At 72.9% G+C, this 26,664-nt stretch carries 18 protein-coding genes; 9 read left to right on the forward strand and 9 right to left on the reverse strand.

What is annotated here, in order from left to right; translation table 11 throughout:
* Positions 1-2: 2 nt before the first annotated feature.
* Positions 3-764: a PIG-L family deacetylase gene (locus tag AB0L45_RS30425; protein WP_365845584.1), complete on the forward strand. Its 762-nt coding sequence runs from the start codon at positions 3-5 to the stop codon at positions 762-764.
* A 32-nt stretch (positions 765-796) separates the two neighbouring features.
* On the opposite strand, the gene AB0L45_RS30430 is transcribed toward AB0L45_RS30425, so the two are convergent.
* Positions 797-2,833 carry a hypothetical protein gene (locus tag AB0L45_RS30430; protein ID WP_365845586.1) on the reverse strand — a complete coding sequence of 679 codons (2,037 nt, stop codon included), beginning with the start codon at positions 2,831-2,833 and terminating at the stop codon, positions 797-799.
* 125 nt (positions 2,834-2,958) lie between these two features.
* On the opposite strand from AB0L45_RS30430, the gene AB0L45_RS30435 reads away from it, so the two are divergent.
* Positions 2,959-4,209 carry an aminotransferase class III-fold pyridoxal phosphate-dependent enzyme gene (locus AB0L45_RS30435; protein ID WP_365845588.1) on the forward strand — a complete coding sequence of 417 codons (1,251 nt, stop codon included), beginning with the start codon at positions 2,959-2,961 and terminating at the stop codon, positions 4,207-4,209.
* Positions 4,210-4,259: 50 nt separating this feature from the next.
* Positions 4,260-8,087 (forward strand): hypothetical protein, encoded by a 3,828-nt coding sequence (locus tag AB0L45_RS30440; RefSeq protein ID WP_365845590.1) that lies wholly within the window; start codon positions 4,260-4,262, stop codon positions 8,085-8,087.
* A gap of 278 nt (positions 8,088-8,365) precedes the next feature.
* On the opposite strand, the gene AB0L45_RS30445 is transcribed toward AB0L45_RS30440, so the two are convergent.
* Entirely contained in the window at positions 8,366-9,658 is a 1,293-nt protein-coding gene (locus tag AB0L45_RS30445; RefSeq protein WP_365845592.1) for a hypothetical protein, read from the reverse strand.
* A 725-nt stretch (positions 9,659-10,383) separates the two neighbouring features.
* Here AB0L45_RS30445 and AB0L45_RS30450 point away from each other — a divergent pair.
* Positions 10,384-12,399, forward strand: a complete 2,016-nt coding sequence (locus AB0L45_RS30450) for a hypothetical protein (protein WP_365845594.1) — start codon at positions 10,384-10,386, stop codon at positions 12,397-12,399.
* Between the two features lie 60 nt (positions 12,400-12,459).
* Here the strand turns inward: AB0L45_RS30450 and AB0L45_RS30455 are convergent, their stop codons facing one another.
* Positions 12,460-13,830: an alkaline phosphatase gene (locus AB0L45_RS30455; RefSeq protein WP_365845596.1), complete on the reverse strand. Its 1,371-nt coding sequence runs from the start codon at positions 13,828-13,830 to the stop codon at positions 12,460-12,462.
* A 202-nt stretch (positions 13,831-14,032) separates the two neighbouring features.
* Between AB0L45_RS30455 and AB0L45_RS30460 the strand changes: the two genes are divergently transcribed.
* Together AB0L45_RS30460 and AB0L45_RS30465 are read left to right on the forward strand one after the other, a co-directional pair.
* Complete coding sequence (locus tag AB0L45_RS30460; protein ID WP_365845598.1) at positions 14,033-14,524, forward strand: hypothetical protein; 492 nt, start codon at positions 14,033-14,035, stop codon at positions 14,522-14,524.
* An 80-nt stretch (positions 14,525-14,604) separates the two neighbouring features.
* Positions 14,605-15,393, forward strand: a complete 789-nt coding sequence (locus AB0L45_RS30465; RefSeq protein ID WP_365845600.1) for an APH(3') family aminoglycoside O-phosphotransferase — start codon at positions 14,605-14,607, stop codon at positions 15,391-15,393.
* A gap of 84 nt (positions 15,394-15,477) precedes the next feature.
* Here AB0L45_RS30465 and AB0L45_RS30470 read toward each other — a convergent pair whose 3' ends face one another.
* The 4 genes from AB0L45_RS30470 to AB0L45_RS30485 form a co-directional block, all read right to left on the reverse strand.
* Positions 15,478-15,900, reverse strand: coding sequence for a cupin domain-containing protein (locus AB0L45_RS30470; protein ID WP_365845642.1), 423 nt, complete (start codon positions 15,898-15,900; stop codon positions 15,478-15,480).
* Between the two features lie 408 nt (positions 15,901-16,308).
* A complete protein-coding gene (locus tag AB0L45_RS30475; protein WP_365845602.1) occupies positions 16,309-17,514 on the reverse strand; it encodes an MAB_1171c family putative transporter in 1,206 nt (401 codons plus the stop codon).
* Positions 17,507-17,884, reverse strand: a complete 378-nt coding sequence (locus AB0L45_RS30480; protein WP_365845604.1) for a hypothetical protein — start codon at positions 17,882-17,884, stop codon at positions 17,507-17,509. Before AB0L45_RS30480 ends, AB0L45_RS30475 begins: the two co-directional genes overlap by 8 nt.
* A 278-nt stretch (positions 17,885-18,162) precedes the next feature.
* Positions 18,163-18,561, reverse strand: coding sequence for a hypothetical protein (locus AB0L45_RS30485; protein ID WP_365845606.1), 399 nt, complete (start codon positions 18,559-18,561; stop codon positions 18,163-18,165).
* A gap of 1,266 nt (positions 18,562-19,827) precedes the next feature.
* Here AB0L45_RS30485 and AB0L45_RS30490 point away from each other — a divergent pair.
* Positions 19,828-22,116 carry a glycosyl hydrolase family 18 protein gene (locus AB0L45_RS30490; RefSeq protein WP_365845644.1) on the forward strand — a complete coding sequence of 763 codons (2,289 nt, stop codon included), beginning with the start codon at positions 19,828-19,830 and terminating at the stop codon, positions 22,114-22,116.
* A gap of 145 nt (positions 22,117-22,261) precedes the next feature.
* On the opposite strand, the gene AB0L45_RS30495 is transcribed toward AB0L45_RS30490, so the two are convergent.
* Entirely contained in the window at positions 22,262-23,794 is a 1,533-nt protein-coding gene (locus AB0L45_RS30495) for an AMP-binding protein (protein WP_365845608.1), read from the reverse strand.
* A gap of 221 nt (positions 23,795-24,015) precedes the next feature.
* Here AB0L45_RS30495 and AB0L45_RS30500 point away from each other — a divergent pair, with 221 nt between their 5' ends.
* Together AB0L45_RS30500 and AB0L45_RS30505 are read left to right on the forward strand one after the other, a co-directional pair.
* Positions 24,016-24,645 carry a hypothetical protein gene (locus AB0L45_RS30500; protein ID WP_365845610.1) on the forward strand — a complete coding sequence of 210 codons (630 nt, stop codon included), beginning with the start codon at positions 24,016-24,018 and terminating at the stop codon, positions 24,643-24,645.
* A 176-nt stretch (positions 24,646-24,821) separates the two neighbouring features.
* Positions 24,822-25,217 (forward strand): STAS domain-containing protein, encoded by a 396-nt coding sequence (locus tag AB0L45_RS30505; RefSeq protein ID WP_365845612.1) that lies wholly within the window; start codon positions 24,822-24,824, stop codon positions 25,215-25,217.
* A 203-nt stretch (positions 25,218-25,420) separates the two neighbouring features.
* Here the strand turns inward: AB0L45_RS30505 and AB0L45_RS30510 are convergent, their stop codons facing one another.
* Positions 25,421-26,203: a chaplin family protein gene (locus AB0L45_RS30510; protein WP_365845614.1), complete on the reverse strand. Its 783-nt coding sequence runs from the start codon at positions 26,201-26,203 to the stop codon at positions 25,421-25,423.
* Positions 26,204-26,664: the final 461 nt, after the last annotated feature.

The raw sequence follows: 26,664 nt of genomic DNA on the forward strand, positions 1-26,664 counted from the left end.
CCGTGCCCGACCTGATCGAGGAACTCCGGGAGAACACCACCCTGTGGATCTCGCCGCACCCGGACGACGTGGCCTACTCGTGCGGCGGTGTGCTCGCCGCGTGCGCGGGCTCCGCGCGCGGGCTGCTGCTGACCGTCTTCACCCGTTCCGCGTGGGCGCTGCCCAAGCGGCTGCGGGCCGCCGGCCCCGGGGTGATCGGTCCCCGCCGCGCGGAGGAGGAGCGGCGCTACTGCCGCGCGCGCGGCCTGGCCCGTTACGTACCGCTGGGTTTCGACGATGCGAGCCTGCGCGGTTACGACGACGACACGGAGCTGACGGCGGACCCGGCCGCCGACCCGCTGCGCGACCAGGTCGCCGAGGCAGTGGCGCGCGCGGTGGCCGAACTGCGTCCCACTCTGGTGCTCGCCCCGGCGGCCGTCGGTAGGCATGTGGACCACCGGCTGGTGCACGAGGCGGTACGGCGGTCGGACGGCGACGGCGTGCGGCGGCTGTACTACGAGGACCTGCCCTACGCCGCGCACCACCCGCGCGAGGCCACCGAGAAGGCACTGGGCGCGGAGGGCCTGTCCCTGTATGCCGTCACCGGCATCGGGCCCGTCCTCCAGGACAAGGTGCGCGGCATGTACGTCTACGGGAGCCAGACCGACGACGAGTGCGTCCGGGAGGTGACCGGGTACGCCCGCGAGGCGGCCGGGCCCGGGGACGGCACCCACGTGGAGCGGGTGTGGGCGCCGTCGCCGGCCGTGGCCGGCCGGGCCGGATGAGCCGCCGCCGGCCGCTGCGCGCGGCGGTCCGGTCAGCACAGCCCGCTGACGTACCGGGCCAGTTCACCGAGGTCGTCGGCGATCCGGCGGGCGGTGTCCGGCGTCGGCGCGGGGCAGCGGCGCAGCCAGCTCTTGACGTTCCACCACAGGGCGTCGCCCGCCAGTTCCAGGGCGGCGTCGAAGGCGCGGTCGTCGCCGACGGCCGTCCGCAGTGCCGCCAGGTCCGCCGCGTCCAGGCGGTTCTCGACGACGAAGGAGGAGATCTCCGCCTCCAGGGGGCCGGTCCCGCCCCAGATCCAGTCGAGCCCGAACCGGCGTACGACGGGCGGCGCGTCCGGCGCCGGGGGCGCGCCGACCTGCCAGTGCCAGCTCTGGTGCGAGTACGGCAGCGAGGTGCGGAAGACCCGGGCGCGGGTGCCGCCGTAGGGGGCGCGGGGCGGCAGGTGGCGGTCGAGCCAGCCGGTGTCCACCGGGAGCGGGCGGTCCAGCCGGTCCCGCAGCCGCCGCAGGGCACCGGCCAGCCGGTCGCGCGGTGCGTAGGTCACGGTGGGATCGACCGGTCCCAGGCCGCCGAGGCTGTCGAGCGCGTGCCAGTAGCGGGCCACGGCTTCGAGGGTCTGGCGGCGGTGCCGTACGGACATCCGGGACAGCTCGGTGCCCAGCGGGCGCAGGCCCTCCTCGTGCCCGGTCACCAGGTACCCGTCGAGGTGGTGGCGGACGGGCGGCAGGAACTCACCCAGCGCTTCGACGGCCTCGGCGCCCTGCGCGCCGTGCGGGCCGGTGCCGGTGAAGCGGAAGTGGTAGGCGCGGGGGCGGGGTTCCGGCGCGGCCGGATTTCCGGTGGCGGGCCCGTCGGCGACGAGGGAGAAGGGGGTGTTGCGGGGGCTGATACGCAGGACTCCGGTCGCGGAGGAGACGGCCTCGCCTTCCCCGGTCCCCGCGTCGCCCGCCCCGGTGTCCGCGCCGCGCGGCCCGTACGCCGTGAGGAACGGGCCGCGGAACGGCGCCACCCGGTACGTGGCACCGTCGTCGGGCACCACTCCCCCGGCCCGGGCACGGGCCGTCAGCCGGTCCGCGTCGGCGGGGCCGAGCAGTTGCCACAGCCGCCCGGCGTCCGCGCGTACGGCGGAGGTCCGGGTCAGCGGCCGGATGCCGGCCCCGTCCACGGCGTACGTCCGGCCGGGCGAGGCGAAGACGATGTCGCGCGCCCCGGGGTAGCGGCGGGCCAGCGCGTCGCGGACGGCCCGGGCGGTGTCGCCGGTGTCCGGCTGGTCGTCGACGGCGACGAGGACCGTGCCCGGCGGCAGGCCGGCGGGCAGCCGGCCGGTCTCGGCCGGGGCGAGCGTGATCCGGCCCGCCGTGCGCAGCGGGCGCAGCGTGGTCCAGGCGGCGGCCGTGCGCCCGGCGTCCGCGACGGCGGCCGCCCACAGCGGCGCGAGGTAGGAGCCGCCGGTGCGGACGCCCACCACGAACACCGGGGCCCGCTGTCCGGTGGCCGCCAGCCATGCGGCGGCCTGCCCGTGGACCAGGTCGAGGTCGGCGAGGTCGTACCCGTGGCACTCCGGCGTCTTCCAGTCGGTGGCGTGCCGCAGCAGCGCCTCGGCCGCCGCGTCGCCGCGCGCCGCGCCGGCCTGCCACAGGCCGGCGGTGTACGCGGCGGTCCGCGCCATGGCCCGTTCCAGGAACTCCGGGCCGGGCGCCGGTGGCCCGGGCCGCTCCCCCGGTCCGGCGGCAACGGCCCGCGCGAGGTCCTGGCACGCCTGCCGCACCTCGTCCAGCAGGGCGCGGGCGGCGGCGGGCGCGGTGGGGCACGCGGCGGTGTCGGCGAGAAGCTGCTCGATGGAGCAGGCACACGCGTAGAGCGCCTCGGCGCTGCCGTCCCGTACGGCCGAGGCCACGGTGGCGCGGCGCAGCGGGGGCGGCCCGGGCAGGGTGCCCGCGGCCGGAGCCGGCGCGCCCGCGGCGGGCGGCGTGCCGGGGCCGGTGGCCGGCCGGGCCCGGAGCGTCCCGAGCGCCTGGGCTGCCGCACCGGAAAACACCTCTACTGTCCGCGCATTCGCCGCTTCCACGTTTTTCCTCCTGCCGTCCGATTTCCCGCCCGGGCACTGTCCGAGATTTCTGTGCGACCCGCCGGAAAAGACTGTGGACGCGTCGTCGATCCCCGTTCAACAGTTCATCGAGAAAAAGGCTGACGATGACTCAAAATTTTACGGCCCTGGCCGAAACTCCCACCTGCCCGCGGAATGCGGAGGGTAATCCGCGCGTATTCGTCTCGGCCGCCGGCGCCTATGTGACCGACGACGCGGGAAAACGCTGGATCGACTTCGACAACACCCGCGGATCGGTCCTGCTGGGCCACGGTGACCCGGAGGTCGCCGAGGCCGTCGCCCGCGCGGCCACCGGCGCGCTCGGCACCGCCACCGGCTGGAGCCCGCTGCTGGACACGGTCACCTCCCGGCTGCTGGAGCTGTGCGGCGGTGAGGTCGTCGGCCTCTTCCGTACCGGCACCTCGGCCGTGCGCGCGGCCGTGCTCGCGGTACGGGAGGCGGTGGGCGCCCCCCTTGTCCTGAGCGCCGGCTACCACGGTTACGACCCGATGTGGTACCCGGCGAAGACGCCGTTCGAGCCCAACGCGGACGGCGTCGTCGACTTCTTCTTCGACCTCGACGCCCTGGCCGAGCTGCTGCGCGAGCGCGAGCGGGTGGCCGCCGTGGTCGTCTCACCCGACCACATGCACCTGTCGCCGCGCTGGTACGAGCGGGCCCGCGCGCTGCTCGCCGAGGCGGCGGTCCCGCTGATCGTGGACGAGGTGAAGGTGGGGCTGCGCTACGGCCCCGGCCTGTCCACCGCGAAGCTGCTGGACGCCGACGTCTGGGTGGCGGCCAAGGGCGTGGCCAACGGTTTCCCGACGGCCGCGGTCGGCGGGTCGCGCACCCTGCTCAAGCCGCTGCGCGAGATCTCGTACACCTCCTTCTTCGAGCCCACCGTGCTGGCCGCGGCCGAGCGGACCCTGGCCCGGGTGGCCACCGGCGAGCCGCAGCGCTCCGTACGGGAGACGGGCGGCCGCTTCGTGGATCACGCGCGCACCGCGCTGGCCGCGGCCTCGCTGCCGGTGGAGGTGGCGGGCGACGGCACCTTCTTCCAGTTCGTGCCCGCCACCCGGGAGGTCAAGAAGGCCTTCTACAGGGCGGCGGAGGAGGAGGGGCTGCTGTTCTACCGGAATGACAACCAGGCCGTCTCCGCGGCGTTCGGCCCGGAGGCCCTGGACGACGCGCGGGCGCGTTTCACCCGGGTCTGCGAGCGGCTCGCCCCGTTCGCCGGGGCCGGCCCGGTCGGCGAGGAGGCCCGCTACCTGGCCGCCTGGAGCGTCATGGACGGGCTGCGCGAGGCCGAGCGCGACACGCGGCAGACCCGGGAGTGGGTCGCCCGGCTCCTGGACGACTGACCGTACGCGCCCCTCGCACCGCCGGACACGAAAGGGCAACCGCCATTCCCATGGACAGACCGTCGAACCCTACGCCAGCCGATCCGGAAAGCGCGTACGGCGCGAAATGCGCCCGGCTCCTGGAACTTTCCACCCATCCCCGGTTCACCTCCGTCGCACTGCCCGTTTTTCCGCTGGCGGACGGGACCGCACAGGAATTCCTGAAAAGCGTCCCGGGCGCGGGCCGGGAAACCGGCGGACCGCCTGCACAAGGCGACGCCCGCGAACTCGTCACCGGATACGCGGAGTTCCTGCGCCGGCAGTGGCCCGGCCTGCCCGGCGAGGTCGCCCGTACCTGCGGCCCCGCTCCCTGGATCGTGCGCAGTTCGGGCGCCGAGGACCAGGAGGACAACATCAACGCGGGCGGTTACGACAGCCTGGTGTGCGCCGGGCCCGAGGACCTGCCCGGCGTCGTCGCGGCCGTGGTGTTCAGCGGTTACGGCGCACACTCCGTGGCCCAGCAGCGCCTGGCCGACCCGGGCTTCGCCCCCGCGCCGATCGCGGCGTTCGTCCAGCCGCTCGTCGACACCTCCGCCTCCGGGCCGCCGCCCGCCCCCACGGAGACCCCGCTGCTCGGTCGCCCGGAGACCGAGCGGATCGCCCGTCTGCTGGCCGCCCTGCACGACCACTTCGGCATGCCGCGCCTGGACTGCGAGTGGGTCCTGGAGACCGACGCGGGCACCGTGTCCGTCACCAGCCTCACCGAGTACGCGGAGGGCGGTGGCGTCGTCGGGCAACTCTCCCTCGGTTTCGGCTTCGCCTCCGCCCAGCGGCTGGACGGCACCGACAACAGCGTCGTGTGGCTGTCCGGCGACGGCCGGACGCCGCTGTGGCGCGGTGAGGTGCTGCGGTCCGTGCGGGTGCGGGCCGCGCACCTGGTCCAGGTCCGTCCCGCCGTGGCGTTCGACCCGGCGCCGACGGTGCGGGTGCTGACCGACGAGGACCGCCGGATCTGGGAGGACACCCACACCGGGCGCCCGGTGGACCTGCTGGTCCCGCCGCGGCAGGTGGCCCCCACCGCCTTTCTGGCCGCCGCCCGGCTGGACGACGCCTGGGCGCAGTACCTGCGGCTGGACGCGCGGCAGCGGGACGCCACCGGGCACGTGCTGGTCGAGCGGGGCAGCCCGGCCGAGCACGCCGCCGTGATGTTCCGTCAGTACGGCGTGGCCGTGCTCCGGTGCCGGGCGGAGGACGTGCCGGAGTCGGCGTCGTACGTCCTGGCCGACCCGTGGGCGGAACGCTGCTACTTCGGCACCGGCCGCCCGCCCCGGGCACGTACCGTGCCGCGTCGGGTCGCCGCCGTACCGTCCGGCTGCCGGCTGCTCTTCGACGAGCTGTGCGGCGCGCGGGCGGCCGAGGCCCTGGCGGACGGACGGCGGCCCGGGCCGGAGACGATGCCGGGGTACGAGGAGCTGCGGACGGCGGCCCACCTGTCCCCCGGGGCGCGCGAACGCCTGGTCCTGCGCAGCTTCCTGCCCGACCCGGAATGTCATCACCGCGACGGCGCGGCGGTGGCCTCCCCCGCCTTCGTGGCCCGGGCGGCCGTGGCGGCCCTCGGTCTGGGCGCCGATCCGGCGCTGCTGCCGGACGCCGTTCCGGAGGAGGCTGCCGGATACGTACGCGGTCTCGTGGCCGCCCGCGCGTCGGACCATGCCGCGGCCGTCCTGCCGCGCTGTGCCCGACTGACGGGCCCCCAGCGCCTGGCAGCAGCCGTCGGCCGGCCGGACGTACGGCCGGCCGTCGCGCTGGCCCGCATCGACGGCCGCGACGGAGTTTCCGACACCGTGCTGCGGCGCCTCCTGCCGCCGGTCCTCGCCCTGGCGGACTCCGACGGCGGGGCGGACGCGGCCCTGGCCCTGCTGCTGGCGGTCGAGTCCCTGGCCGACGCCATGGACGCCCTGGACGTGTACGCGCGACACGAGCGCGACGACATCCTCGTGCGCCTGCTGGACGCCCTGCCGCCGGCGGACCCGGAGGCGGCCGGGGAGCTGTGCCGGCTGGCCCGGCGCTCGGCCCTGCCGCCCGCCGAGACCGCCCGCCTGGTGGCCACCGCCTCGGCGGACCCCGGGTTCGCCGCGCGCCATCTGGAGCTGGAGCGCTGCCGGGTGGCGCTGTCCGCCGCCGACCCCGCCGCCGCGCCCCGCCGCGCCCACGAGCTGGCCGCCGCGTACCGCGCGTACGCCCGTGGTCCGCTGCTGGAGGGGGACGGCCGGGTCCTGCTGAACCTGGTCCGCTGCGATCTGATCGAGACCTACGACGCCGCGCTCAAGGACCTGCTGCTGAAGCTGGTGGACCGCCCCGGACCGGTGCTGCACCAGGGCTACCTGGGCGTCATGCTCGGCTGGCTGGAGCTGGCCGAGGCGTTCGGCCGCACGGCGCGGGAGGCGCGGGCCGTCCAGGTGTTCCGGGCGTGGATCGGACAGTGGCAGGCCGGGCCGCCCGCCGAGGACCACACCATCGAGGAGAACGCCTCGTGGCAGCGGCTGCTGGAGAGCGCCGCCGACGCCGCCACGCCGCCCCCGCCACCGGCCAACGCGCACCAGCTGCACAACGCCCTCCACCAGTGGCTGCTGGCGACGGCGGAACGCTACCCGGCGGACCGGGCGCCCAGCGGCGTGGCCGAACTGCACGAGATCGCGGACCGGTTCTGCCGGGGCGGCAACAAGCTGCTGCGGCTGACCCGGGACGCCTTCGAACTGGACGTACCGCTCTCGCTGCACAAGGCGAGTCTGCTGTTCACGCCCGGCAGGATCGAGGCCGAGTGGAGCGAGCAGCCGGACGTCACCGAGGAGGAGACCGGCCGGCTCGCCGCCTTCGAGGTGCTGCTCGCCCGGTTCGGCGACTGGTTCCCGGGCGTCGAACTGCGTTCCGAACGCGTACTGGCGGCCGGGACGTGGACGCTGCGCATCGAGGCCCGGCCGGCCGGGCAGGAGGAGCGCTTCGGCCTGCCGCGGATGCGGCTCGTCCTGGGACTGCTGCGGACGCTGTTCGACGGCTCGTACGACTTCTCGTACGTGCCCGTCAAGGAGGTCGCCCACCTGGCGGACGCCTTCGCCTCCCCGCGCTGGGCGCCGGTCTTCGCCTCCCTGGTGGAGTACCGCACGCACTACGACGACTCGGCGCAGTACGAGACCCTGGAGACGCTGCCCCTGGCCCTCTCCATAGGCATGCTGTGCACCGACACCTGGACCCGGGAGACGGTGCTGCGCCTGGCCGACGAGGCACCCGGGGCGGCAGTCGGGCAACTTGACACCCTGATGCGGGAGTTGGAGGACGAGACCGCCCCGGCCGCCTGGACGACGCTGGTCCACCGGGTACAGCAGGTTGCCCTCTTCCTGGCCGCGCACCACCCCCGGGAAGCCCTCGTCGCGCTCGCCGCGCGTCCCACGGCAGCATGGGCGAACATCCTCGCCACGGCCGTACTGCCGCGCGCCGACCTGCACGAACCGCTGCGGGCCGCGCTGCGTCAGGAGGGACCGGACGGCGCGCTGAACGCGCTGGTGCTGCGCCACGCTCCGCACCTCGTGGTCACGGCAGCCGACGCGGCGGACCTCGCCAGGGCGGCGCTGCGCGCACCCAAGGCGTACCGCCGCCGCAAGCAGTACCTGGCCCACCGGCACGCCGTCACGCTGGAGGCTGCGGGGCTCCTCGGCCCGCTGGTGGCGGACCTGGAGGTGGTGCCGTACGGGTACGACGCCGACGCGGAGGCGGCACTGGAGCGGGCCGTCGCGGCGGCGGGCGGACGGCTGCGCGCCGGCATCCGGTCGAAGATCGACGAGGCGCACCCGGTGTTCCTCGGCGGTCCGTCGCACACCGTTCCCGCCGGGACGGCCCGGTAACGGGCGGCGGCCGCGCGCGGCAGGGGCCGCCCCTTCGGGGGCCCGGGGTGGCGGCCCCTGCCGTACCGGGCCGATCGGTGCCGGCGTCGCGCCGTGACACCGCCGTACAGTGCCGGCGGCGCGCCCTACCACGGCCGTACGGTCCTGACGTCGCGTCGTACAGCCGTCGTGCGATGGCGGAAGGACGCGGATGGCGGAAGGGCGGGGATGGCGGAAGGACCGGATGGCGGAAGGACCGGGTGGCGGATGACGCGCGCGTAGCGGCAGCCCGCGCCCGCTCAGGAGGCGACCACCTCCCTGCCCATGGCGAGAAGCGCCTCGTCGAGGCAGGGTTCGCCCGGCAGCGGGAGCACCTGCGTGTCGCAGAAGACGACGGGGATGCCGCGCTGGACGGCGTGTTCGGCGACCACGTCCACGGCGGCGGCCTTCAGCTCCACCAGATAGACCTCCGGGTCGGTGGTGCGCAGTTCGGCGCGCAGCCGGTCGCGGTCGGCGAGGGCGCCGCTGGCGTGGACCACCCGGGCGCCGCAGGTCGTGGACAGGTGCTCGACCATGCCGGGCAGGGCGGCGGGCGACGCGGTGGCGAAGAACGCGACCCGGCGTCCCGAGATGTCCGAGACCGGTCTCGGGCGCAGGGCCACCGCGATCAGCGGCACGTCACGGATCTGCCGGATCGCCGCACGCAGCGGCCGGACGTCGAGGTGCGGATCGGACAGCGTGACGATCACCAGGTCGGAGACGAGCACCCGGTACGCGCCGAGGTGGCCGAGGACCTGGTCGGGGCGCTGGCCGCCGCCGACCACCAGGATCCGCCGCCGTGTCTGCACCGGGGGCAGGACGGTACCGCTGCCTTCGAACAGGACGAGGTCCGGTGAGAGCCCGGCCGCGACCGCGGCGGCCGCCTCGATGTTCGAGGTGAACGGCGTGGCCGCGAAGCCTCCGCCGCAGCGCCGTGCGCCCACCGTGGGCACCCGGGCCAGTACCGCGTCCTCGACGTGGTCCGACGCGGCGTGCCGGCCCGAGCGGGACAGGGCCAGCAGGCCCGGCAGGTCCGGGGAGGTGGTCAGCACCTCCGGTTCGGCGGGGCCGCCCCGGCCCATCGCGACGACCACGACCTTCCACCGGCCCGCCAGCAGCCGTGCCGTGTGGCCGCTCACCGCGGTCTTGCCGATCCGCTTGCCGGTCCCGGCGATGCTGATCGCCGGGGTGCCGTACGGGGCCGGGCGCGGGGGCGTGAAGCAGAAGTCCGCCCCCGCGTAGGGGACACCGCACGCCAGCGCGCGGGCCGCGTACTGCATCCGTTCCCGGCCGCCGACCACCGGTTCGTCCGACAGGTCCACCACCACCTCGGCCGCGCAGGCCGCCACCGCGTCCGGCAGGGTGCCCGACAGGAGCGGCACGCCGAAATCCGGTGTGCCGCGCAGCTTTTCGGTACCGCCCACGAGCAGCGCGCCGACGACCTGGCAGGGCAGCAGGCGCAGGGCCTCGCGGACCACGTCCGGGTAGTGCTCACCGTCGACGAGGGCGAGCGCCTTCCTGCCCGCCAGGGGGGCGGCGAATCCGCCGATCACTCAGCCTCCTCCGGGCAGCGGGCCGTCGTCGTAGGCACCCGGCGCCGCGGCACCTCCGGCCGGCGTCCCGTCGTCCGCGCAGCCCACCGGCCCGGGCGCCACCTGCCCTGCCGGCCAGGTGCCGGGCCCTCAGGATTCCGCAGCACGCTCCCGCCGCCAAACACCTGCGGCGGGCTGAAGGAGTGTTTCCGCTCCTCAGAGCGCAGGGGGGCAGCGTCCCTGCCGTGTCACCTGTTGGAAAGCGCCGGGAAGCCCTGTGCCGCCGGCGTCCGCGACTCCCGCGGCACTCCCGGCCACCGTGTACCGGCCCGGCCGGCCGGTGGGCAACTTCCAGGCCGCCGGCCAGCTCTACATCCGCGGTGGATGCCATCTGTGGAACTCGTTCGTCCCCGGACACTGGAATGCGGGTCAGGGCTGGCGCCGGTACCACGACACCGACTGTCACACCCTGTGAGACCAGGACAGACCGGCCGTGCGGGCGCTCTCGTTGCGGGCCGGTACGTTTCCCGGCGATAAATCACGCGCCCGGCGCCAGGTGCGACGGCCGAGGTGGCTGCGTACTGCCGTGCCGGGACGGTGGGTGGGGCCATGCGAGTGGGCGGCGGGAGCGGCAGTCATTCCCGCGCATATGCCGCTGCTATCACTGGAGCGTCACCGGCGGACACGGTGATCGCCTGCCCGCCGGGCCGGCGGCCCACGATGCGGAATGCAGGGAGCGCCGTCACATGACCGATCCCATCGGGCCCACCATGGCCGGGGGAACCCAGAAAGTCGATGACGAGACCGGATGGACCGTCACGTTCTATCCGGACGCCAACAACTATGCGCTGATGTCGGAGGGCAAGCCGCCGAGCTTCTACTGGCTGCCGACCCGTCTGTCCCTGGCGCGCGACACGAGCGGCGACTACAAGTTCAACCTCACGCGCTTCATCGGGAAGGCGCAGAACCCGCAGGACAAGGACACCGTGGGCGGAGTTCTCGGCCTGACGGTCACCGGAGCGGTCCCGGCCGATGTGTGGGAAAGGCTCAAAGCGCAGGTCATCAAGCAGACCGAGAACAACACCAACGGGCTGTGGTGGAAGGAAGGCCGGCTGGAGCCGCTGTTCCAGCCGGTCATCGTGACCTCCAATACGGTCAGTCTCTCCAACCTGGCCCTCGGCGAGAAGGGCTACCAGTTCCTCGGCCACGACGAGAACGGCGAGGCGTACCTGCAGACCTCCTCGCGGCCGGGCGGCGAGGAGCGGACGGAGCCGATCGGCGGCGCCCAGCCCGGGGACGCGCCCGTCAAGGACTGGCACTGGGTCCTGCAAGGCGGGGGCAGGGCGTCCCTCGACCCCACCGGCGAGACCGCCTTCGTGGCCTTGGTCGGCAACTATCCCGCACAGCTCCTCTACAACAGCTTCAAAGGCACGAGCGTCGGCATCGTCTTCGCGAGTTCCGTGATGGAACTCCACATGTGGACACCCAAGATCGAGCTGGTCATCGGCTGTGAATGGCAGAAGATCTACCAGCACTTCAAAAGCAAAGTCAGCGTGCGCACACTGTGGGCCAAGGCCGACATCGATGCGGAGCTCAAGAACCTGCAGATCACCGGCGCCATCACCGTGAAAATCGTGGTCGACGAAACGATCCCCGGATCGAAGGAGATGTCGAAAACACTCAGGGATCATTCCGATGTAGTCGTGGAAAAGTTCCTGGAATATGTGGGTGGCGTCATCTTCGGGCCCGCCCCCGAGAAGGACGACACGTCTTCGGAAAATTCATCCGAAGAGAGCCCCTGGGGTGTAGGGCTCAAGCTGAAGGCGGATTGGGACTACAACAAGCTCAATCTGTCGTACACAGAGACGGCTCGCATGGCCTATCTCCAGACCAGCGTGACCTCCAGCTCGCTGACCTCAGTCCTGCGGCAAGACGCCGGAAACGACATCGCGAAGGAGCGGAAGTATTTCCCCGTCATCAACCTGGACGAGTGGCCGGAGAAGCTCGCCCGGGTCTGCATGCCGGTGGCCGCCTGGGGAACCGACGTCTACAGGGCTTTGTCGGTGGAGGTCGGCTACCCCGACTCGCAGGGAGGAATTGCCTACGAATCGTACGTCTTCAAGCGCCCTGCGGATGACCTGACCGCGCCGGACTGGACCTACCGCACCTTCAAGAAAAGGAAAGATGAAGTTCCGAACCCTCCGAAGGGGTGGGAACCGGATCTGACCTTCGTCAAGCGCTGGATTCACTTCAAGGAGCCCGACCCGACGAACCAGCTGGTCGTCTTCCACTCGGACTGCAAGCAGATCGCGATCGATCCGGAGCCGTTGGGCACACTGCTCAGGGACGGGATCGTCGAGGTCCGGGCCGTCTCCAACAAAATCATGACGGTCCAGATCAAGTTCCTGGTGTCCAAGGCGTCAATGAAAGACCGGTTCGTGACAGTTGAACTCGAACCGGTGAATCAGTACGGCAACACGATCGAGGGCGCCGCGAAGGCGACCTTCGACGCGGACGAGGACGACTTCAAAAAGATCCGGACCTGGAGGATCTGTCCGGTCCCGCACGTCAAGAGGAATTACCGGTACCAGGTCACGGTCACCGACTTCGGGTTCGGCGCCCAGTGGAGCTCCGAATGGAGGACGACCGACACGTCGATCCTGAAGGTGAGAATGCCGAAGCAGACGGACGAGGGAGTGCACTTCGAGCTCCTGGACGAGGACGCGCAGGCAGCGTACGCGAAGCGCAGGAGCGGGAGCTGACCGGCGGCTCACAGCCGCCGCAGCCCCCGTCCGTTCGGTCACCCACGCGGGCGGGCGGGCTCAGCGCAGGCCGAGCGCCCGGGTGATCGTCGTGAACAGTTCGGTCTGGTCGGTGACGCCCCTGACCCGTTCCGCGAACGGGCCCTGGGCCGCGATGCGGACCTGGGTGCCGGTGTGCTCCTGCCCGTCCTCGGGCGTGGTGGTCGTGCCGTAGCTGACCTTGATCCGGCTGCCCTCGTCGGTGACCAGCGTGGCCGACAGGCCCATCGGCTCCGCGTCGACCGGCACGATCTGGCTGCTGTGCCCGTGGTCGGCAGTGGTGATCACGAGGGTGTCGGGGTGGCGCTCGGCGTAGTCGCGGGCCACCTCGACGGCGCGGTCGAACGCGGCGGTCTCGCCGATCTGGCCGCAGGGGTCCGCCTCGTGGTCCTGCTTGTCGATGGAGGCACCCTCGACCTGGAGGAAGAAGCCCTTACGGTCCTTGCCCGCCTGCGCCTTGGCCTCCAGCAGCTCGATGGCCTTACGGGTCTGCGCCTCCAGTGTGGGCGTCCCGGCGGGACGGCGCGGGTTGGCGGTGACGCACCGCTGGGCCTCGGTGCCGCCGGCCACCGCGGGCCGGCCCGTCCATTCCACGGGCACGGCCCCGGGCGCGAACAGGCCGAGCACCGGCTGCCCGGGCCCGGCCGCGCGCAGTCCGCGAGCGTCGGTCACGATGCGGTAGCCCAGCTTCTCGGCCTGCTGGGCCACGGTGAGGCCCTGGTACGGCCCCTCGGTGATCTTCTGGTCGAACCGCTGCCGGCCACCGCCGAGCAACACGTCGGGGCGCAGCCGTACGGACTGTTCGGCGATCGACCCGAGGCCGCCCCGGGCGAGCGTGTCTCGGGGGCACCCCTCCATGTCGGCCGGCCCCTGGCAGTCGCGGTCGCCGACGTGTGCGGCCATCGCGGCGGGGGTGGCGTCGGTGAGTTCCGCGGTGGTCACCGATCCGGTGGCCAGGCCCTGGCGGCGGGCCAGTTCGAGGATGGTGGGCAGCGGACGGTCGGTGTCGGGTGTCTTCGAGATGCGGTAGTTCACGGTCTTGTGGCCGGTGGCCCAGGCGGTGGCGCTCGCGGCGGAGTCGGTGACGTAGTCCGGCCGTCCGTGGCGGTCGACCGAGTACGTGGTGTACGTACCGGTCTGCGGGAAGCCGTCCATGTGCAGCCGGCCGCCCGCGCCGACCGTGTAGTCGCGGGCCAGCGTGATCTCCGAGTCGCCCATGCCGTCGCCGATCAGCAGGATGACGCTCTTCGCCGACCGGGGGCGGTGGCCGGCTCCGGCGTCGGCCGTGGCGGTGGAGACGACGGTGGTGGCTGCCACGGCGGCGGCCAGGGCACCGGCCGACCAGGTCAGCCGGTGGCGGAAAACGCGGGGCGGTAATGCCGTTGCTCTCATCGTGCTGAACCTCCGGACCCGGGGAACCGCGCGCGGCCCCCACAGCGTCATCAGCTGTAGCGGATAGAGTGATCAGCGAGCGTACGCCAACCAATCGGCCAAGCGCCAACAAGAGCGAACAAGGCCGCACGTGAACGCGGTAGAGTCGTCCGCCCTGGCGGGCAACGACGCCCGGCCACGACCCCGCAGGCAGGAATGGCGCATGAGTGACCGCACATCGGCAACCGACCAGGAGGGCCGCCCGCTGCTGCGCGCGTTCGGGCAGCGCCTCAACGAGCTGATCGCCGCTCTGCACCCCGACGAACGCAAACGCCCGGGTTACGCCCGGCTCGCCAAGGAGATCCGCGAGACCACGGGCGGCGCCATCTCCGGTACGTACCTCTGGGAGCTGGCCACCGGCAAGAAGCGCAACGTGACCCTGGAACAACTGGACGTGCTCGCCGAGTACTTCGGCGTGCCCCCCGAGTACTTCCTCAGCGACGACGTGGCCGAACGGGTCAACTCCCAGCTCCGGCTGGCCGTGGCGCTGCGCGACTCCCGGGTCCGCAACCTGGCGCTGCGCGCCGAGGGCCTGTCACCGGCCGCCCTGGACGCGCTGCTGACCATCGTCGACGAGGCCCGCAAGGTGCAGAACCTGGCGCCCCCGGAAGCCGGCGCCGACGGCACGGAAGAACCGCCCGCCGCCTCCACATGACCGCCCGGGAACGGCTCATTCCCGCCCCCGGCCCGCATGACCCGTACGGCCGGGGCCAGTTGTCGGCAAAGATGTCGGCCATGAACGAAGAAGTACGAAAGCTTTACCCCCACCACACCTGGACGCCGGTCACCGACGGCGACTCGGGCGCCTTCGTCCACCACCTCACCGGCCCCAGCGAGCTGTACGCCAAACTCGTCCCCGCCCAGCCGGACACCGGTCTCGACCTCAAGGCCGAGGCCGACCGCCTGGAGTGGCTCGCCGGGCAGGGCTTCCCCGTGCCCCGCGTCGTCGACCTCGGCGCCGGGGACACCGTCTCCTGGCTGGTCACCGAGGCGGTACCGGGCGTCTCCGCCGCCGAGGAGTGGCCGTCCGCGCAGCGCGCCGAGGTGGCGGAGGTGATGGCCGATGTGGCCCGGCACCTGCACGGACTGCCCGTCGCCGACTGCCCGTTCGACGCGAGCCTGGACGTGATGATCCCGCAGGCCCTGCGCCACCTCGAAGCGGGTCTGGTCGCCATGGACGACCTGGAGGAGGAGCGGGCGGGCTGGTCGGAAGGTCGACTTCGCGCCGAACTCGAAGGCACCCGCCCGCCGCAGGAGGACCTGGTCGTCTGCCACGGCGACCTGTGCCCCAACAACGTCCTGCTCGACCCGGAGACCCGCCGGCTGACCGGCGTGATCGACGTGGGCCGCCTCGGCCGCGCCGACCGGCACGCCGACCTGGCCCTCGCGATGCGTGAACTGTCGCGCGAGGAGGACCCGTGGTTCGGGCCGCACTGCGTGGAGCGGTTCGTCGAGCGGTACGGCGCGGAGCGCGTGGACGCGGAGAAGACCGCGTTCTACCAGCTCCTGGACGAGTTCTTCTAAAGCCCGCGTCCGCGTCCCTCACCCGGGACGCGGGCCACGGCCCCACGTCAAGAGCCCTGCGCCGACGCGCGGTGGTGCCGGCCGTCAGCGGGCCGCCGCCTCCGGCAGCAGATGGAAGTCCTCGAACTGGAAGCCCGGTGAGACCACACAGCTCACCAGCACCTCCTCGTCGTTGACCGGACGGGCGCGCTGCCAGGTGCCCGCCGGTATCAGCACCTGGGGCCGCTGCCCGCCTGCCAGGTCGGGGCCCATGAGTACGTCCGTGGGGCGGGCGGCCGGCCGCTCGCCCGTACCGCCCAGCTGGAGGCGCAACGGGCCGCCCCGGTGCCAGAACCACAGCTCCGGCGAGCGCACGGTGTGCCAGCGCGACTCCTCCCCCGCCGACAGCAGGAAGTAGATCGCGGAGGCGGTGGGCCGGTCCCCGGCGTACTCCTCGACCCGTAGCGACCTGCCGCTGCGCCAGGTCTCCTTGTACCAGCCGCCCTCGGGGTGCGCCTGCATGCCCAGCAACCGGGCCGTCTCGGGCTGTTTCCTCCGGGCACCTGCCGTGGCCGACGGCCCGCCCGGGGCCGGCGTGGCGCCCGCGACCGGGCTTCCGCCCGGGGCCGTCGCCCGGGCCGGGGGTTTCGCCGAACTGCTCCCGCAGCCCGAGGCCGCTGCACCGAGGGCCCCGGCCGCCGTCAGGCCGAGCGCCGCGCGGCGCGAGATACGCCCGCGGCGGTACGGAGGCGAGGGCTCGCCCCGCTCACGGCCGGAAGGATCCAACCGCGCTGCGCCGGCCGCCCCCTCTGCTCGGCCCGATGCGTCTGCTGCGGCCGGCCCCTCCCCTCTGGCCAACCCCTCTGCTCTGCCCGACCCGTCTGATCCGCGGCGCTCATCGGTTTCCATCTCACCGTCCGTCTGTACGGGGCGTCGTCATGACACCCGTCTGAAGGGAACCGGTTGGTGCCGCTGTTCCTCGGCGCACAGGAACGAGGCGGCCAGGGCGGAACGGAAGAAGCGCGCCAGTTGCAGGAGGAAGTCCAGTTCCTCGGCCATGTCGCCACCGCCGCTCTGCGGCAGCCCGGACGGCCGGCCGGGCGTGACGGCGCCCGAGCGCTTGTTCGCCAGCGCCGCGCTGGCCCAGCACGCCGTGACCGCCGCCTCCGCCGAGGCGTCCGCGATCCGGGCGGCGCGCACATGGTCCCGGGCCCGGGCGAGGCTGCCTGCCGGGGAGAAGTCCTCCAGCGCGAGCAGGCCGTCCCGGATCTCGATCGCCCGCCGGTACAGCCGGAGATCCGAGTGGCGCACCGCGCTCAGCAGGTCCACGGCACGCGAGCGCGGTGCGGTCAGCGTGACTTCCGGTGAGACGCGCACGAGCGCCCGCCACAGCGGATGGAGCCGGTACAACACCGTCACGTTCCGTGCGATGCGCAGCGGCCCGCGCAACAGCGGCAGTGCCGCGCCCGCCGCCATGAATACCGCTTCCGCCCCGGAAATGGCGGGGAAAAGGTGCGGAATCGCGGCATCGCGGGTGAGTACGTGGCTGAGTGACAGGCCCATCAGCAAAGCCGACAGCGCGATTCCGGTGCCGAACAGCACCAGCCCGGCCCGGGTGAGCGTACTCGTCACCTGCCGCCCGCACCCCCAGCACGCCACGAGACAGGCGACGTTGGCCACCAGGTGATAGCCGAGCAGCACCCCCCAGTACCAGGTGTCCGGGCTCGCCTCCTGGCCGGGTGCGCTGGGCACCACGTGCCGGGTGTGCGGCGGCGAGAGCATGCACAGCGTGACGAGCGCGATCAGCGTCAGGATGGCGGTGGCCAGGATGGTCAGCTGCGTCCGTCGCAGGCCGACGAGCGCCGAGACGAACGTGAACACGGCAGTGGCGGCCAGCAGTCCGACGATCTCCTTGACCAGGGACACGGTGTGCGGGGAGTCCACCACCGCCCTCGCGAGGCCGGCGGCCTCCGGCAGTTGCAGGGTCATCGCCACCGAGGCCAGGCCCACCGCGAGCCACAGGGGGCGCTGCTGGGGCGTGCGGGCCGCGACGGGGGCCCGTAACAGCGTGACGATCCACATCAGCGCGATGCCGAACCACTCCAGCTGCTCGAAGAACCCTTGCGGTCCCCGGTCAGTCATGCGTGATGCCCAGCGCCCGTTCGGCCCGGTCCGTGGTGGCGCACCGCTGCGGCACCCGGCCCCGCGCCGCGGCGTGCGTCCTGATCAGACTGGCCAGCATCTCCGCCTCCTGCTCCTGACGCGTCGAGTAGTTGGTGCGGGCGAGCAGCCGCTGGATGAGACGGGGGCTGAGGTCGGCCAGCACCGTACCGAGACCGCCGTGCCGGCCGTCCGCCGCCATCTGGTGGTCGAAGAGCAGATGCCCTATCTCGTGCAACACGATGTGTTCTTGGTGCAGGGGCGCCGTACGGGCCTCGAAGAAGATGTGGTCGTCCGTGTCGGTGGCCAGCCACAGTCCGCACGCTTCTATTTTGGCGACATGCGTGGGCAATGCGTGCAGATGCAGCGGACGCTGACGCTGCGCGGAGATGTTCCGACAGAATTCCTCGACGGAGAAGGGGGACGGTAACGCGATGTCGGCCAATTTGGTCCGGCACCGCCGACGCAATTGTGAGTACCCGTACAGCATGTGGGGAAATTGCCACCTCTTCTGTGAGGGGCAGCGCATTCTTGCGCACGCTGCCCCGTGCTCCGACGGCTGGTACCACGATGCGGTCCCGCCCGGCCCGGCAGCGGTCCGGCGGGGTGTGCGGCGAGAGGCCGGGAACGTCAGCGCGGAGGTCCTCGCAGCGCGTCCGGAGAAACGCCCCAGTAGACCGTGCGCAGCCGTACGGGCGGCGCTTCGGTGCCGGCCACGCGGGCGGCGTCGCCGGACGGTCCGCGGCGCGGGAGGAGCAGGGAGCGAGTGAACGTCTTCGCACGGCGTGGCCCGTAGGGCGGGCCGGGAATCCGGGAGCCGCGCGGACAACGGGTGGCGCGGCGTCCGTCAGGGCGGAAGAGGGCGCCGGGGGCGTCCGTCGGCGGGGAGCTGTCCGGCTTCTCCGGCCTGCTCGACCTGCCCGGCCCACCCGATCCGTCCGGCCCGTCCGGCAGGAGCGAGATCGCCCGGGCGGGTTCCCGCGGGAACCGGTGGCGGGATTCCGAACGCGCCACCTCGCTGTCGCTCATGCGTCGCCCTTCTCGTTCTCCGCCGGGGAATTACTCCCTCCGCTGGAGCGGACAAAAGTTACCGTACGGCGTCGCTGAACCGGACGCCACACTTTGGCGCATTTCGAGCCAACCCGCTGTCCGAATATGCCTGGACCATCTGCCCACGGTGTTGCCGGACCCGGCGGCACGGCGGGCCTTCCCGGGGGCGCGTGGTGCACGGCACCCGCTTCCCGCCGACGTGCGCGCTCCGGCCGGATTCGCGGCCGTCGCCGGGCGCCCGCTACGCGAACGCTCCGGCGCCCGGGTGGCACGCGCCCGGTGCGACCGCCCGTCCGCGAACCCGCCCGCACCCGGTTCCGGCGGAAGCGGCGGCCTGAGATGTTGCCCCTTGAACGGTCCGCGACCGGTGACGTGAGGGGCGGCCGTGGAGGGCCAGCGGCGCGCCCCGCGACGCGGCCGGAGCCCGGAGCGGCCACAGAGCGCCCTGCGCCGGACCCGACGCGACACCCGACGGGCCCATGAGGCGTCGCGCGTCCGACAGGAGACCCCGGCCCCCTGAACGCCCTGCTCAGAGCCCGTCCACCAGCAAGCCGGGCTGCTACGGCGACGGGTTCACGAAGGCCCCGTTCCCCTCCAGGGCGCGGTACGCGACCACCTCCCCCGCCGCGCACCGCACACCCCCTGACCCCGACGTTCCGCACACTGACGGCCCATCATCCTCACGCCCGGCGCAGCGTCGGGCAGGCCGTCGGCACAACCGGCCACTTCGACCGCACTCCACCACCCGCCGCCGCCCCGCCGAACCCGTCACCGCCTCTCCTCCCCCGACGCCGAACGCCTCCCCCACGAGCCACCCGCGACGTACGATCAGCCGATCCGCGGCCGACGAGCAATGGTGCCTGCAGCGCTTCGCGGACATCAATTCCGAAGAGGGCACCTTCGACCGCGCACTCGTGGTATGGGCAGACGCCCGCCCCCGACAAGCCGCCTCCCAGGTCCCGCCGACGGCGAAAACCGGCCACCTGCGCACGCCCGGTACGGCCGAGAGCTGTCCGGTCCAGACCAACACCGTGCGACGCGGCCCGGGGCAGCCCACCCGGCCCGAGGTGCCCTCACTTCCCCCCACCTGCCGCTGCCGTCACCGCGTTGACGAGTTGGTCCAGACCTTTTATGGTGCGACTGCCCTACGGCACCCGGCGGCGCCCGATCCGCCACCCGGCGCGCGGCCGGGATCGCGCACTTCGGTTCTCACACCCTGTACCACTCACACTCACAGGGGTGCTCATGAAAGACCGGCGCAGATTCCGCAGCAGAGCCGCGGCCCTGCTCACCACGCTGATCCTGTCCGTGGCCGCCGTGCTGACCGGCCCGGCGGCGCCCGCCCGAGCGGCGGGAACCCTCACCGCCGCCTTCTCCACCCAGGACAACGGCTCCTGGTGGAAAGGCACTTACACCGTCCGCAACGGCGGCTCCGCCGCCGTCACCGGCTGGACCCTGGAGTTCGACCTCCCGGCCGGCGTCACCGTCAGCGGGCACTACAACGGCGACGCCACCGTCGAAGGCCGCCACGTGACGGTCAAGAACGCCCACTACAACGCGACCGTACCGGCCGGCGGCAGCACCGAGCCGTACAGCTACTGGTTCATCGCCAACGGCCCCGTCGGCACCCCGGCGGCCTGCACCGTCAACGGGGACAAGTGCGACGGCAGCCCGGACGTGCCGCCGTCCGCACCCGGCACTCCGCAGGTCACCGCCACCACCGCGCGCAGCGTCTCGCTGAGCTGGCCGGCCGCCTCCCCGGGCGACCACCCGGTCACCTCCTACGAGGTGCTCAGCGAGGGCCGTACGGTCGCCACCTCCAGCGGCACCACCGCGACCGTCACCGGTCTGACCCCGGCCACCCGCTACACGTTCACCGTCCTGGCCAAGGACCGGCGCGGCACCACCGGGCCGCCGAGCGCGCCCGTATCCGCGAACACCGTGGACCCGGCGAGCGACCCCGTGCCGCCGACCGCGCCCGGTGGGCTGCGCTCCACCGCGACCACCTCCTCCAGCGTCTCGCTGGCCTGGGACAAGGCCACCGACAACGTCGGCGTGGTCGCGTACGACGTGTACCGGGGCGCCGGCCTGGTCACCACCGTTCCCGGCAGCACCACCGCCGCCACGGTCGGCGGCCTGACCCCCGCCACCGCGTACACCTTCTCCGTGAAGGCGCGCGACGCCGCCGAGAACGCCTCGCCCGCCTCGGACGCCCTGACCGTCACCACGGACGACGTGGCCGGGCCCGGCAGGTACCTGAAGGTGGGTTACTTCGCGCAGTGGGGCATCTACGGCCGCCAGTACTTCGTCAAGAACCTGGACACCTCGGGCGCCGCCGCAAAACTCGACGTGATCAATTACGCCTTCGCCAACATCGATCCCGAGAACCTCACCTGCCTGGCCGGTGTGACCAAGGGCGTCTCGGGCAATCCGCAGGACCCGGACGAGGGCACCGGCGCGGGCGACGCGGACGCCGATTACGGACGCGCGTTCCCCGCCGCGCAGTCGGTGGACGGGGTCGCCGACGACGGCTGGGGCAAGCTGCGCGGCAACTTCAACCAGCTCAAGAAGCTCAAGGCGAAGCACCCGCACCTGAAGGTGGTGATGTCGCTCGGCGGCTGGACATACTCGAAGTTCTTCTCCGACGCGGCGGCCACCGACGCCTCCCGCAAGAAGTTCGCCGCCTCCTGCATCGACATATGGATCAAGGGCAACCTGCCCGCCTACAACGGCGCGGGCGGCCCCGGGACCGGCGCGGGCATCTTCGACGGCATCGACCTGGACTGGGAGTGGCCGGGCGCCGAAGGCCATCCGGGCAACCACTACAGCCCGGCCGACAAGGCCAACCTCGCGCTGCTGGTCAAGGAGTTCCGCCGGCAGCTCGACGCGCTGGGCGGCGAGCACCGGCTGCTGACCGCCTTCACCCCCGCGGACCCGGTCAAGATCCAGCAGGGCTGGGACCTGTCCACCATCTTCGATTCGCTGGACTACGCCAACGTCCAGGGCTACGACTTCCACGGCTCGGGCAGCGACAACTCCTGGGAGCCCAGGCGCACCGGCCACCAGGCCAACCTTCACCGCGACGCGCAGGACCCGTACGACTTCCACTTCAGCGTCGAGAACGCCGTCCAGACATATCTGGACGCGGGGGTCAGCCCGCGCAAGCTGACCATCGGCTTCCCGTTCTACGGCCGCGGCTGGAAGACCGTCGCGGACGGCGGGGCGCACGGCGAGTGGCAGGCGGCGGACGGCGCGGCGCCGGGCCAGTTCCCGGAGGAGGCGGGCCTACGGGGTTACCAGAACCTGCTGGCCAACGTGCCGAACCTGACCGTCCACCACGACGAGCAGTCCCTCTCGACGTACGGGTACACCGGCGCGAACGGTCAGTGGTGGTCCTTCGACGACACCTGGTCGATCGGGAAGAAGACGGACTGGGTCAAGGCCAAGGGGCTCCTGGGCGCGATGATCTGGGAGATGTCCGGTGACACTCCGACGGGCACCTTGATGACGGCGCTCGACCGGGGCTTGCCGTAGGGAGGACGGCTGGGGCAGGGCGTGGCGGGGCGAGGACGGCCGCGGCACGGGAAGGCCGCGCGTCAACGGTCTCGGCAGGCGCTCGCCGTGCCGAGACCGCCACGCCCCTCACGCCCGCCACCCCCTGCCGTCATCCGGCGCGCCGTCAGTGGCCGCCCGGGTCGAGCATGTCCCTGAGCGCCTTCCTGTCGACCTTGCCGGTACGGGTCACGGGCAGCCGCGCGACGCTGTCGACGGACTCCGGCACCATGATCTGCCGGCCCAGTTCGGCCAGGACGTGGGCGCGCAGGGCGGCGGCGTCCAGGAGGTGGCCCGGGCGGGGGACGACGGTGGCGTGCACCCGTTCGCCGTCGCCGCCGTCCGGGACTCCGAGGACGGCGGCCGCGGCGACGGCCGGGTGGCTCAGCAGCGCCTCCTCCACGACCCGGGGGTAGATACGTGCCCCGGACGCGTGCATGATCACCTCGTTCTTCCGGGCCCGCAGGACGAGGGCGCCGGACGCGTCCAGGGTGCCGATGTCCCCGGTACGCAGCCAGCCGTCCCGGATCGCCGCCGCCGTGGCCAACGGATGCCCGAGATAACCGGCCATCACACTCGGACCACGCATCCACACCTCCCCCACCTGGCCCGCCGGAAGCCGCCGGCCCTCGTCGTCGCGTACCTCGACCCGCATCCCGGGGACCGGACGGCCGGCGCCGGCCAGCACCTCCGGGCGGTCGGCACGGTGCTCACCGGGCTGCAGAAGGGTGACCACGCCGGCTTCGGTCAGGCCGTAGATGTGCTGCAACACCGGGCCGAGACGCGCGAGTGCCTGCCGCTGACGCCGCAGTGGGGTGGGCGTGGCCCCGTAGCCGAGACAGCGCAGGGTGGAGTGGTCGGTCGTGGCCAGAGCCGGGTGGTCCAGCAGCTGGTACATCAGGGGCGAGGTCAGTACCAGGGCGTTGATGCGCTCCGCGGCGATGGCCGCCACGACCGCGCCCGGTGCGAAGCCGTCGTGGAGGACCAGGGTGCCTCCCGACAGGAGAGTGGGCAGCGCGAAGTGCCCGCTGACGTGGCTCAGGGGGGTGGCCACCAGCCGCCGCTCGCCCGGCTGAGCCAGTCCGTGGTCGCCCACCAGCGCGGCCAGCGCGTCGTACAGGCCATGCGTGTGCACGACACCTTTGGGCAGGCCCGTCGTGCCGCCCGTGCACAGCAAGGTCCGTACCCGGTCGGCGGGCGCCGCAGGCAGACCGTACTCCCCCGGCCGCGCGGCGGCCTCCGCCACCAGGTCGCGACAGGACGGCGCCGGGCCCAGGGACAGCAGCTCCCCGATGCCGGCCGCAGCGGCCAGGGCCTTGGCGGGAGCGGCGTGGCCGGGGGCGAAGACCAGCGCTCCCGGCCGGCTGTGCCGCAGGAGTTCCGCCTGCTCGGCGTCGGTCGCACTCGGAGCCAGCAGGGCCAGCTGGTACCCGAGCAGGTGTGCCGCGAGCTGCACGGCGATGACCTCCGGGCGGTTGTCCGCCAGTACGGCGACACCGTCCCGCGCGCCGGGCGCGGAGCGCAGGACGGCCTCGATGCCCCGCACGGTCCGCGCCAACTCCCCGTACGTCCACCGCCGACCGCCGTGGACCAGCGCTTCGCGGCGCTCCCACGGGCCGTCGGCGGCACGCATCAACTCCGCGGCGTACTGCGTGCCCATGCCGTCCTCCTCGCTGTCGCCCCCGTCTGCTCGGTCTGCATCGGTGTCCGTCGGTGTCCAGGTGTCCGCGGTGCAGGGTCCAGGATGCCGAAGCGGCGCGGCGTACGCGCGGCACGACCGCGACACTGCGCGCGTCCGCCGGGCGAGGGCTGCCCCCGTGCTCCCGCGGTGCGTCCGGGCTGCCGACCGTGCCCCTCAGCGCCTGCAGTAGGTTCCGGCTCATGTCGATGCTGTCCTTCCCGCTCACCCCCCGCTACCTCGACCAGCTGCTGGAACTCGCTGACGTCCCCTGGTGCTGCGACGCCTTCGACGCCGCCTTCCAGCAGCGTGGCTGGGCGCGCCCGGCCACGAACGGTGAGCCCGCCGTCGGGTGGCTGGACCACTGGCCACTCGGCGACCCGGACCCGTTGTCCTGGCACGTCCTGCTGGGTGAGTATCCGGGCTGCGCGAACACCGACGACCGGAGCGTCGCCTGCGACGAACCGGAGTGCCACGAGGACTCCTTCCTCGCCTTTCCGCTCGCCTACGCGGCGATCGATCTCATCGAATCCGGCACCGGTCTGCCCGTCGACCCGCGGCAGCTGTGGGGCGACCCGCTTCCCTCCGCAGGCATCTACACGGCGAACGCCACACAGGAGGACGTCATCGCCTGTTACGACCGCGCCGCGCACCTGCTCCGGTCACGCCTCGGCACGCCGCTCACCACGCCGCCGCCCGTGCAGTCGGACCCTTGCGAACGGCAGCTCTCCTGGAAGCGCGGGAAGAGGCTGGTCAGCCTGTTCCTCGACGAGAACCTGTACAACTACGGCCAGGACGACTGGATCGGCATCGACATCCGCCCGCTCAGCTGAGTCCTCGCACGCCCCCGGCCGGTGGCGCGGGCGTAGGAAACTTCGTCCTGGCGGATCGGGGTGGTGCCGGGCTGGTGGGGTATGCCAAGGGCACGGTGAGCGCGTTGTGCCGGTGGGGGCCAGCCGCTCCTGGGGTTCGAGGCGTCCAGCTCTGCGCACGGAAGGCCTCCTAACTGTTGACCCGACCTGCCTTGTACCACCTGCTCCTGCTGCCTGACGGTTCCTGGGACGCCGTCGAGTGCCTGGCCGCCATGATCCGCCGCCGCGCCACGGTACCCACCGTGATCGTCGATGTGTCGGCGGTCCACCGGCTGACCATCGACGCCCTGGCCGTCCTGGTCCGCAAGGCCATGCGGCTGCATTCGGTCGGCGGCCAACTCCTGCTGGCCGGCCCGCATCCCGCCGTACGCAAGCTCATCCAGCGCACCGCGACCGGCTCCCTCCTGCCCACCTTCACGGGCAGCGCCGCCGCGGTCCGCGCCCTGGCTCAGGACGGCCGTGTCTGGCACCGGACCGAGCTGGCTTCCGGGCGGGGCACGCTCTTCCCCGACCCGCTGGCGGGACACCCCTGAGAACACCCGGTGCCGGTCGTGTGAAGGGTACGGCGCCGCACGTTGCCCGCTGTGAGGCACGGTCGTTGGTCCGGTGTGGGGATTTCGGGAGTTCCGGAAGCTCCGGGGCTTCTCGTGCTTCTCGTGGGCAGGAGTCCGCCTGACGGCTCCCGGCCGAGGCCGGGAACCGCCGTGGCGGCTGGTGGAGGAGGTGAGTCAGGACGTCAGCTACGCGAGGTACGGCTGCGCCGGAGGAGCACCGCCCCGCCGAGCAGGAGCACGGCGCTCGTGGCGGCCGCCGCACCGGCCTGATTGCTTCCCGTCTGCGCGAGCGCCGGCAGCCGGCTGCTCTGCGCGGCCTCCTGTCCCGTACCTCCTGCCGGTGTCACAGCGGACGCCGGCAGACGGTCGTGCGGCGCGGGCACGGCTCGCGAGTCCACCGCACCGGCGACCTCGGCCGGGGGCCGCTGGCCGGGCAGCTGGGGGTCGGTGGGCGGCTGGTGGCGACCCGGCCCCGGGGTGCCGGGATTCTCGTGCGCGGGATTCTCGTGCGCGGGAGGCTGGTGGCCGGGCGGCTGGTGGTGGCTGGGCGGCCGGTGGCCCGGAGGCTTGTGGCCTGGAGGGTGGTGGCCGGGAGGCTGGTGGCCTGGGGGGTGGTGCCCGGGCGGCTGGTGGTTGCCGGGCGGCTTGTGGCCCGGAGGCTTGTGGCCCGGCGGGTGGTGGCCCGGCGGGTGGTGATCCGGCGGCTGGTGGCCGGTCGAGGGGTGGTGTCCGCCGGTATTGACGCACTGGTTGCCGAAGGCCGGGTTGAGCAGACCGACGACGTCGACGGTGTTGCCGCAGACGTTCACCGGCACGTGCGCGGGGGCCTGGAGCAGATTGCCCGCGAGCACGCCCGGAGACCCGACTGAGGCTCCTTGCGCACCGGCGTCGGCATGAGCGGCACCCGCCGCCACGCCGGCCAGCATCCCGGTCGCCGTCGCGGCGACCAGCACGCTTCGTTTCACGATGTGTTGCACCTGTGGTCCTTCATCTTTCCGAAGGTGACGAACCGGGCCCCCGGCGTTGACCGGACACCCGTGTCCCGAAAGGGACACCGCCCAGCCCCCGAGACCGGTCAGCGCCGCCCGAGCGGCGAACGTCCGGTCAGGCCCGCCCCGTTGGTTCAGCCGCAACGGAGACAGGCAGAGGTGCTGAGCGCGTCGTAACGGACCAAACGAGTGACCCGCCCGAAGGAAACGCGCGACTTTTCCCGCGCCTACCTGCCTGAACGGTTCTCCTGCCACCCTCAGCTTTCCTGCGCCCGCACTGGTGCGCGAACATGCGGCCGCAACAGCCGACGGCGCCCCAATACGCCCCTACGCAACACCACACTCAGCACCACCGGGCCCAGCGATGCCGCAGGTCAGCAACGCGCGCGGGGCACCACACCGGGGGCGCGCGGCAGTCGATCGCGCGCGGCGGCGCG

It is taken from the genome of Streptomyces sp. NPDC052496 (assembly GCF_040679095.1).
Taxonomy (GTDB): domain Bacteria; phylum Actinomycetota; class Actinomycetes; order Streptomycetales; family Streptomycetaceae; genus Streptomyces.

Excerpts from the sequence above, each read along its gene's own strand:
- AB0L45_RS30435 (WP_365845588.1), top strand. The coding sequence starts at position 2,959 with ATGACTCAAAATTTTACGGCCCTGGCCGAAACTCCCACCTGCCCGCGG.
- AB0L45_RS30440 (WP_365845590.1), top strand. The coding sequence starts at position 4,260 with ATGGACAGACCGTCGAACCCTACGCCAGCCGATCCGGAAAGCGCGTAC.
- AB0L45_RS30450 (WP_365845594.1), top strand. The coding sequence starts at position 10,384 with ATGACCGATCCCATCGGGCCCACCATGGCCGGGGGAACCCAGAAAGTC.
- AB0L45_RS30455 (WP_365845596.1), bottom strand. The coding sequence starts at position 13,830 with ATGAGAGCAACGGCATTACCGCCCCGCGTTTTCCGCCACCGGCTGACC.
- AB0L45_RS30460 (WP_365845598.1), top strand. The coding sequence starts at position 14,033 with ATGAGTGACCGCACATCGGCAACCGACCAGGAGGGCCGCCCGCTGCTG.
- AB0L45_RS30465 (WP_365845600.1), top strand. The coding sequence starts at position 14,605 with ATGAACGAAGAAGTACGAAAGCTTTACCCCCACCACACCTGGACGCCG.
- AB0L45_RS30475 (WP_365845602.1), bottom strand. The coding sequence starts at position 17,514 with ATGACTGACCGGGGACCGCAAGGGTTCTTCGAGCAGCTGGAGTGGTTC.
- AB0L45_RS30485 (WP_365845606.1), bottom strand. The coding sequence starts at position 18,561 with ATGAGCGACAGCGAGGTGGCGCGTTCGGAATCCCGCCACCGGTTCCCG.
- AB0L45_RS30490 (WP_365845644.1), top strand. The coding sequence starts at position 19,828 with ATGAAAGACCGGCGCAGATTCCGCAGCAGAGCCGCGGCCCTGCTCACC.
- AB0L45_RS30495 (WP_365845608.1), bottom strand. The coding sequence starts at position 23,794 with ATGGGCACGCAGTACGCCGCGGAGTTGATGCGTGCCGCCGACGGCCCG.
- AB0L45_RS30500 (WP_365845610.1), top strand. The coding sequence starts at position 24,016 with ATGTCGATGCTGTCCTTCCCGCTCACCCCCCGCTACCTCGACCAGCTG.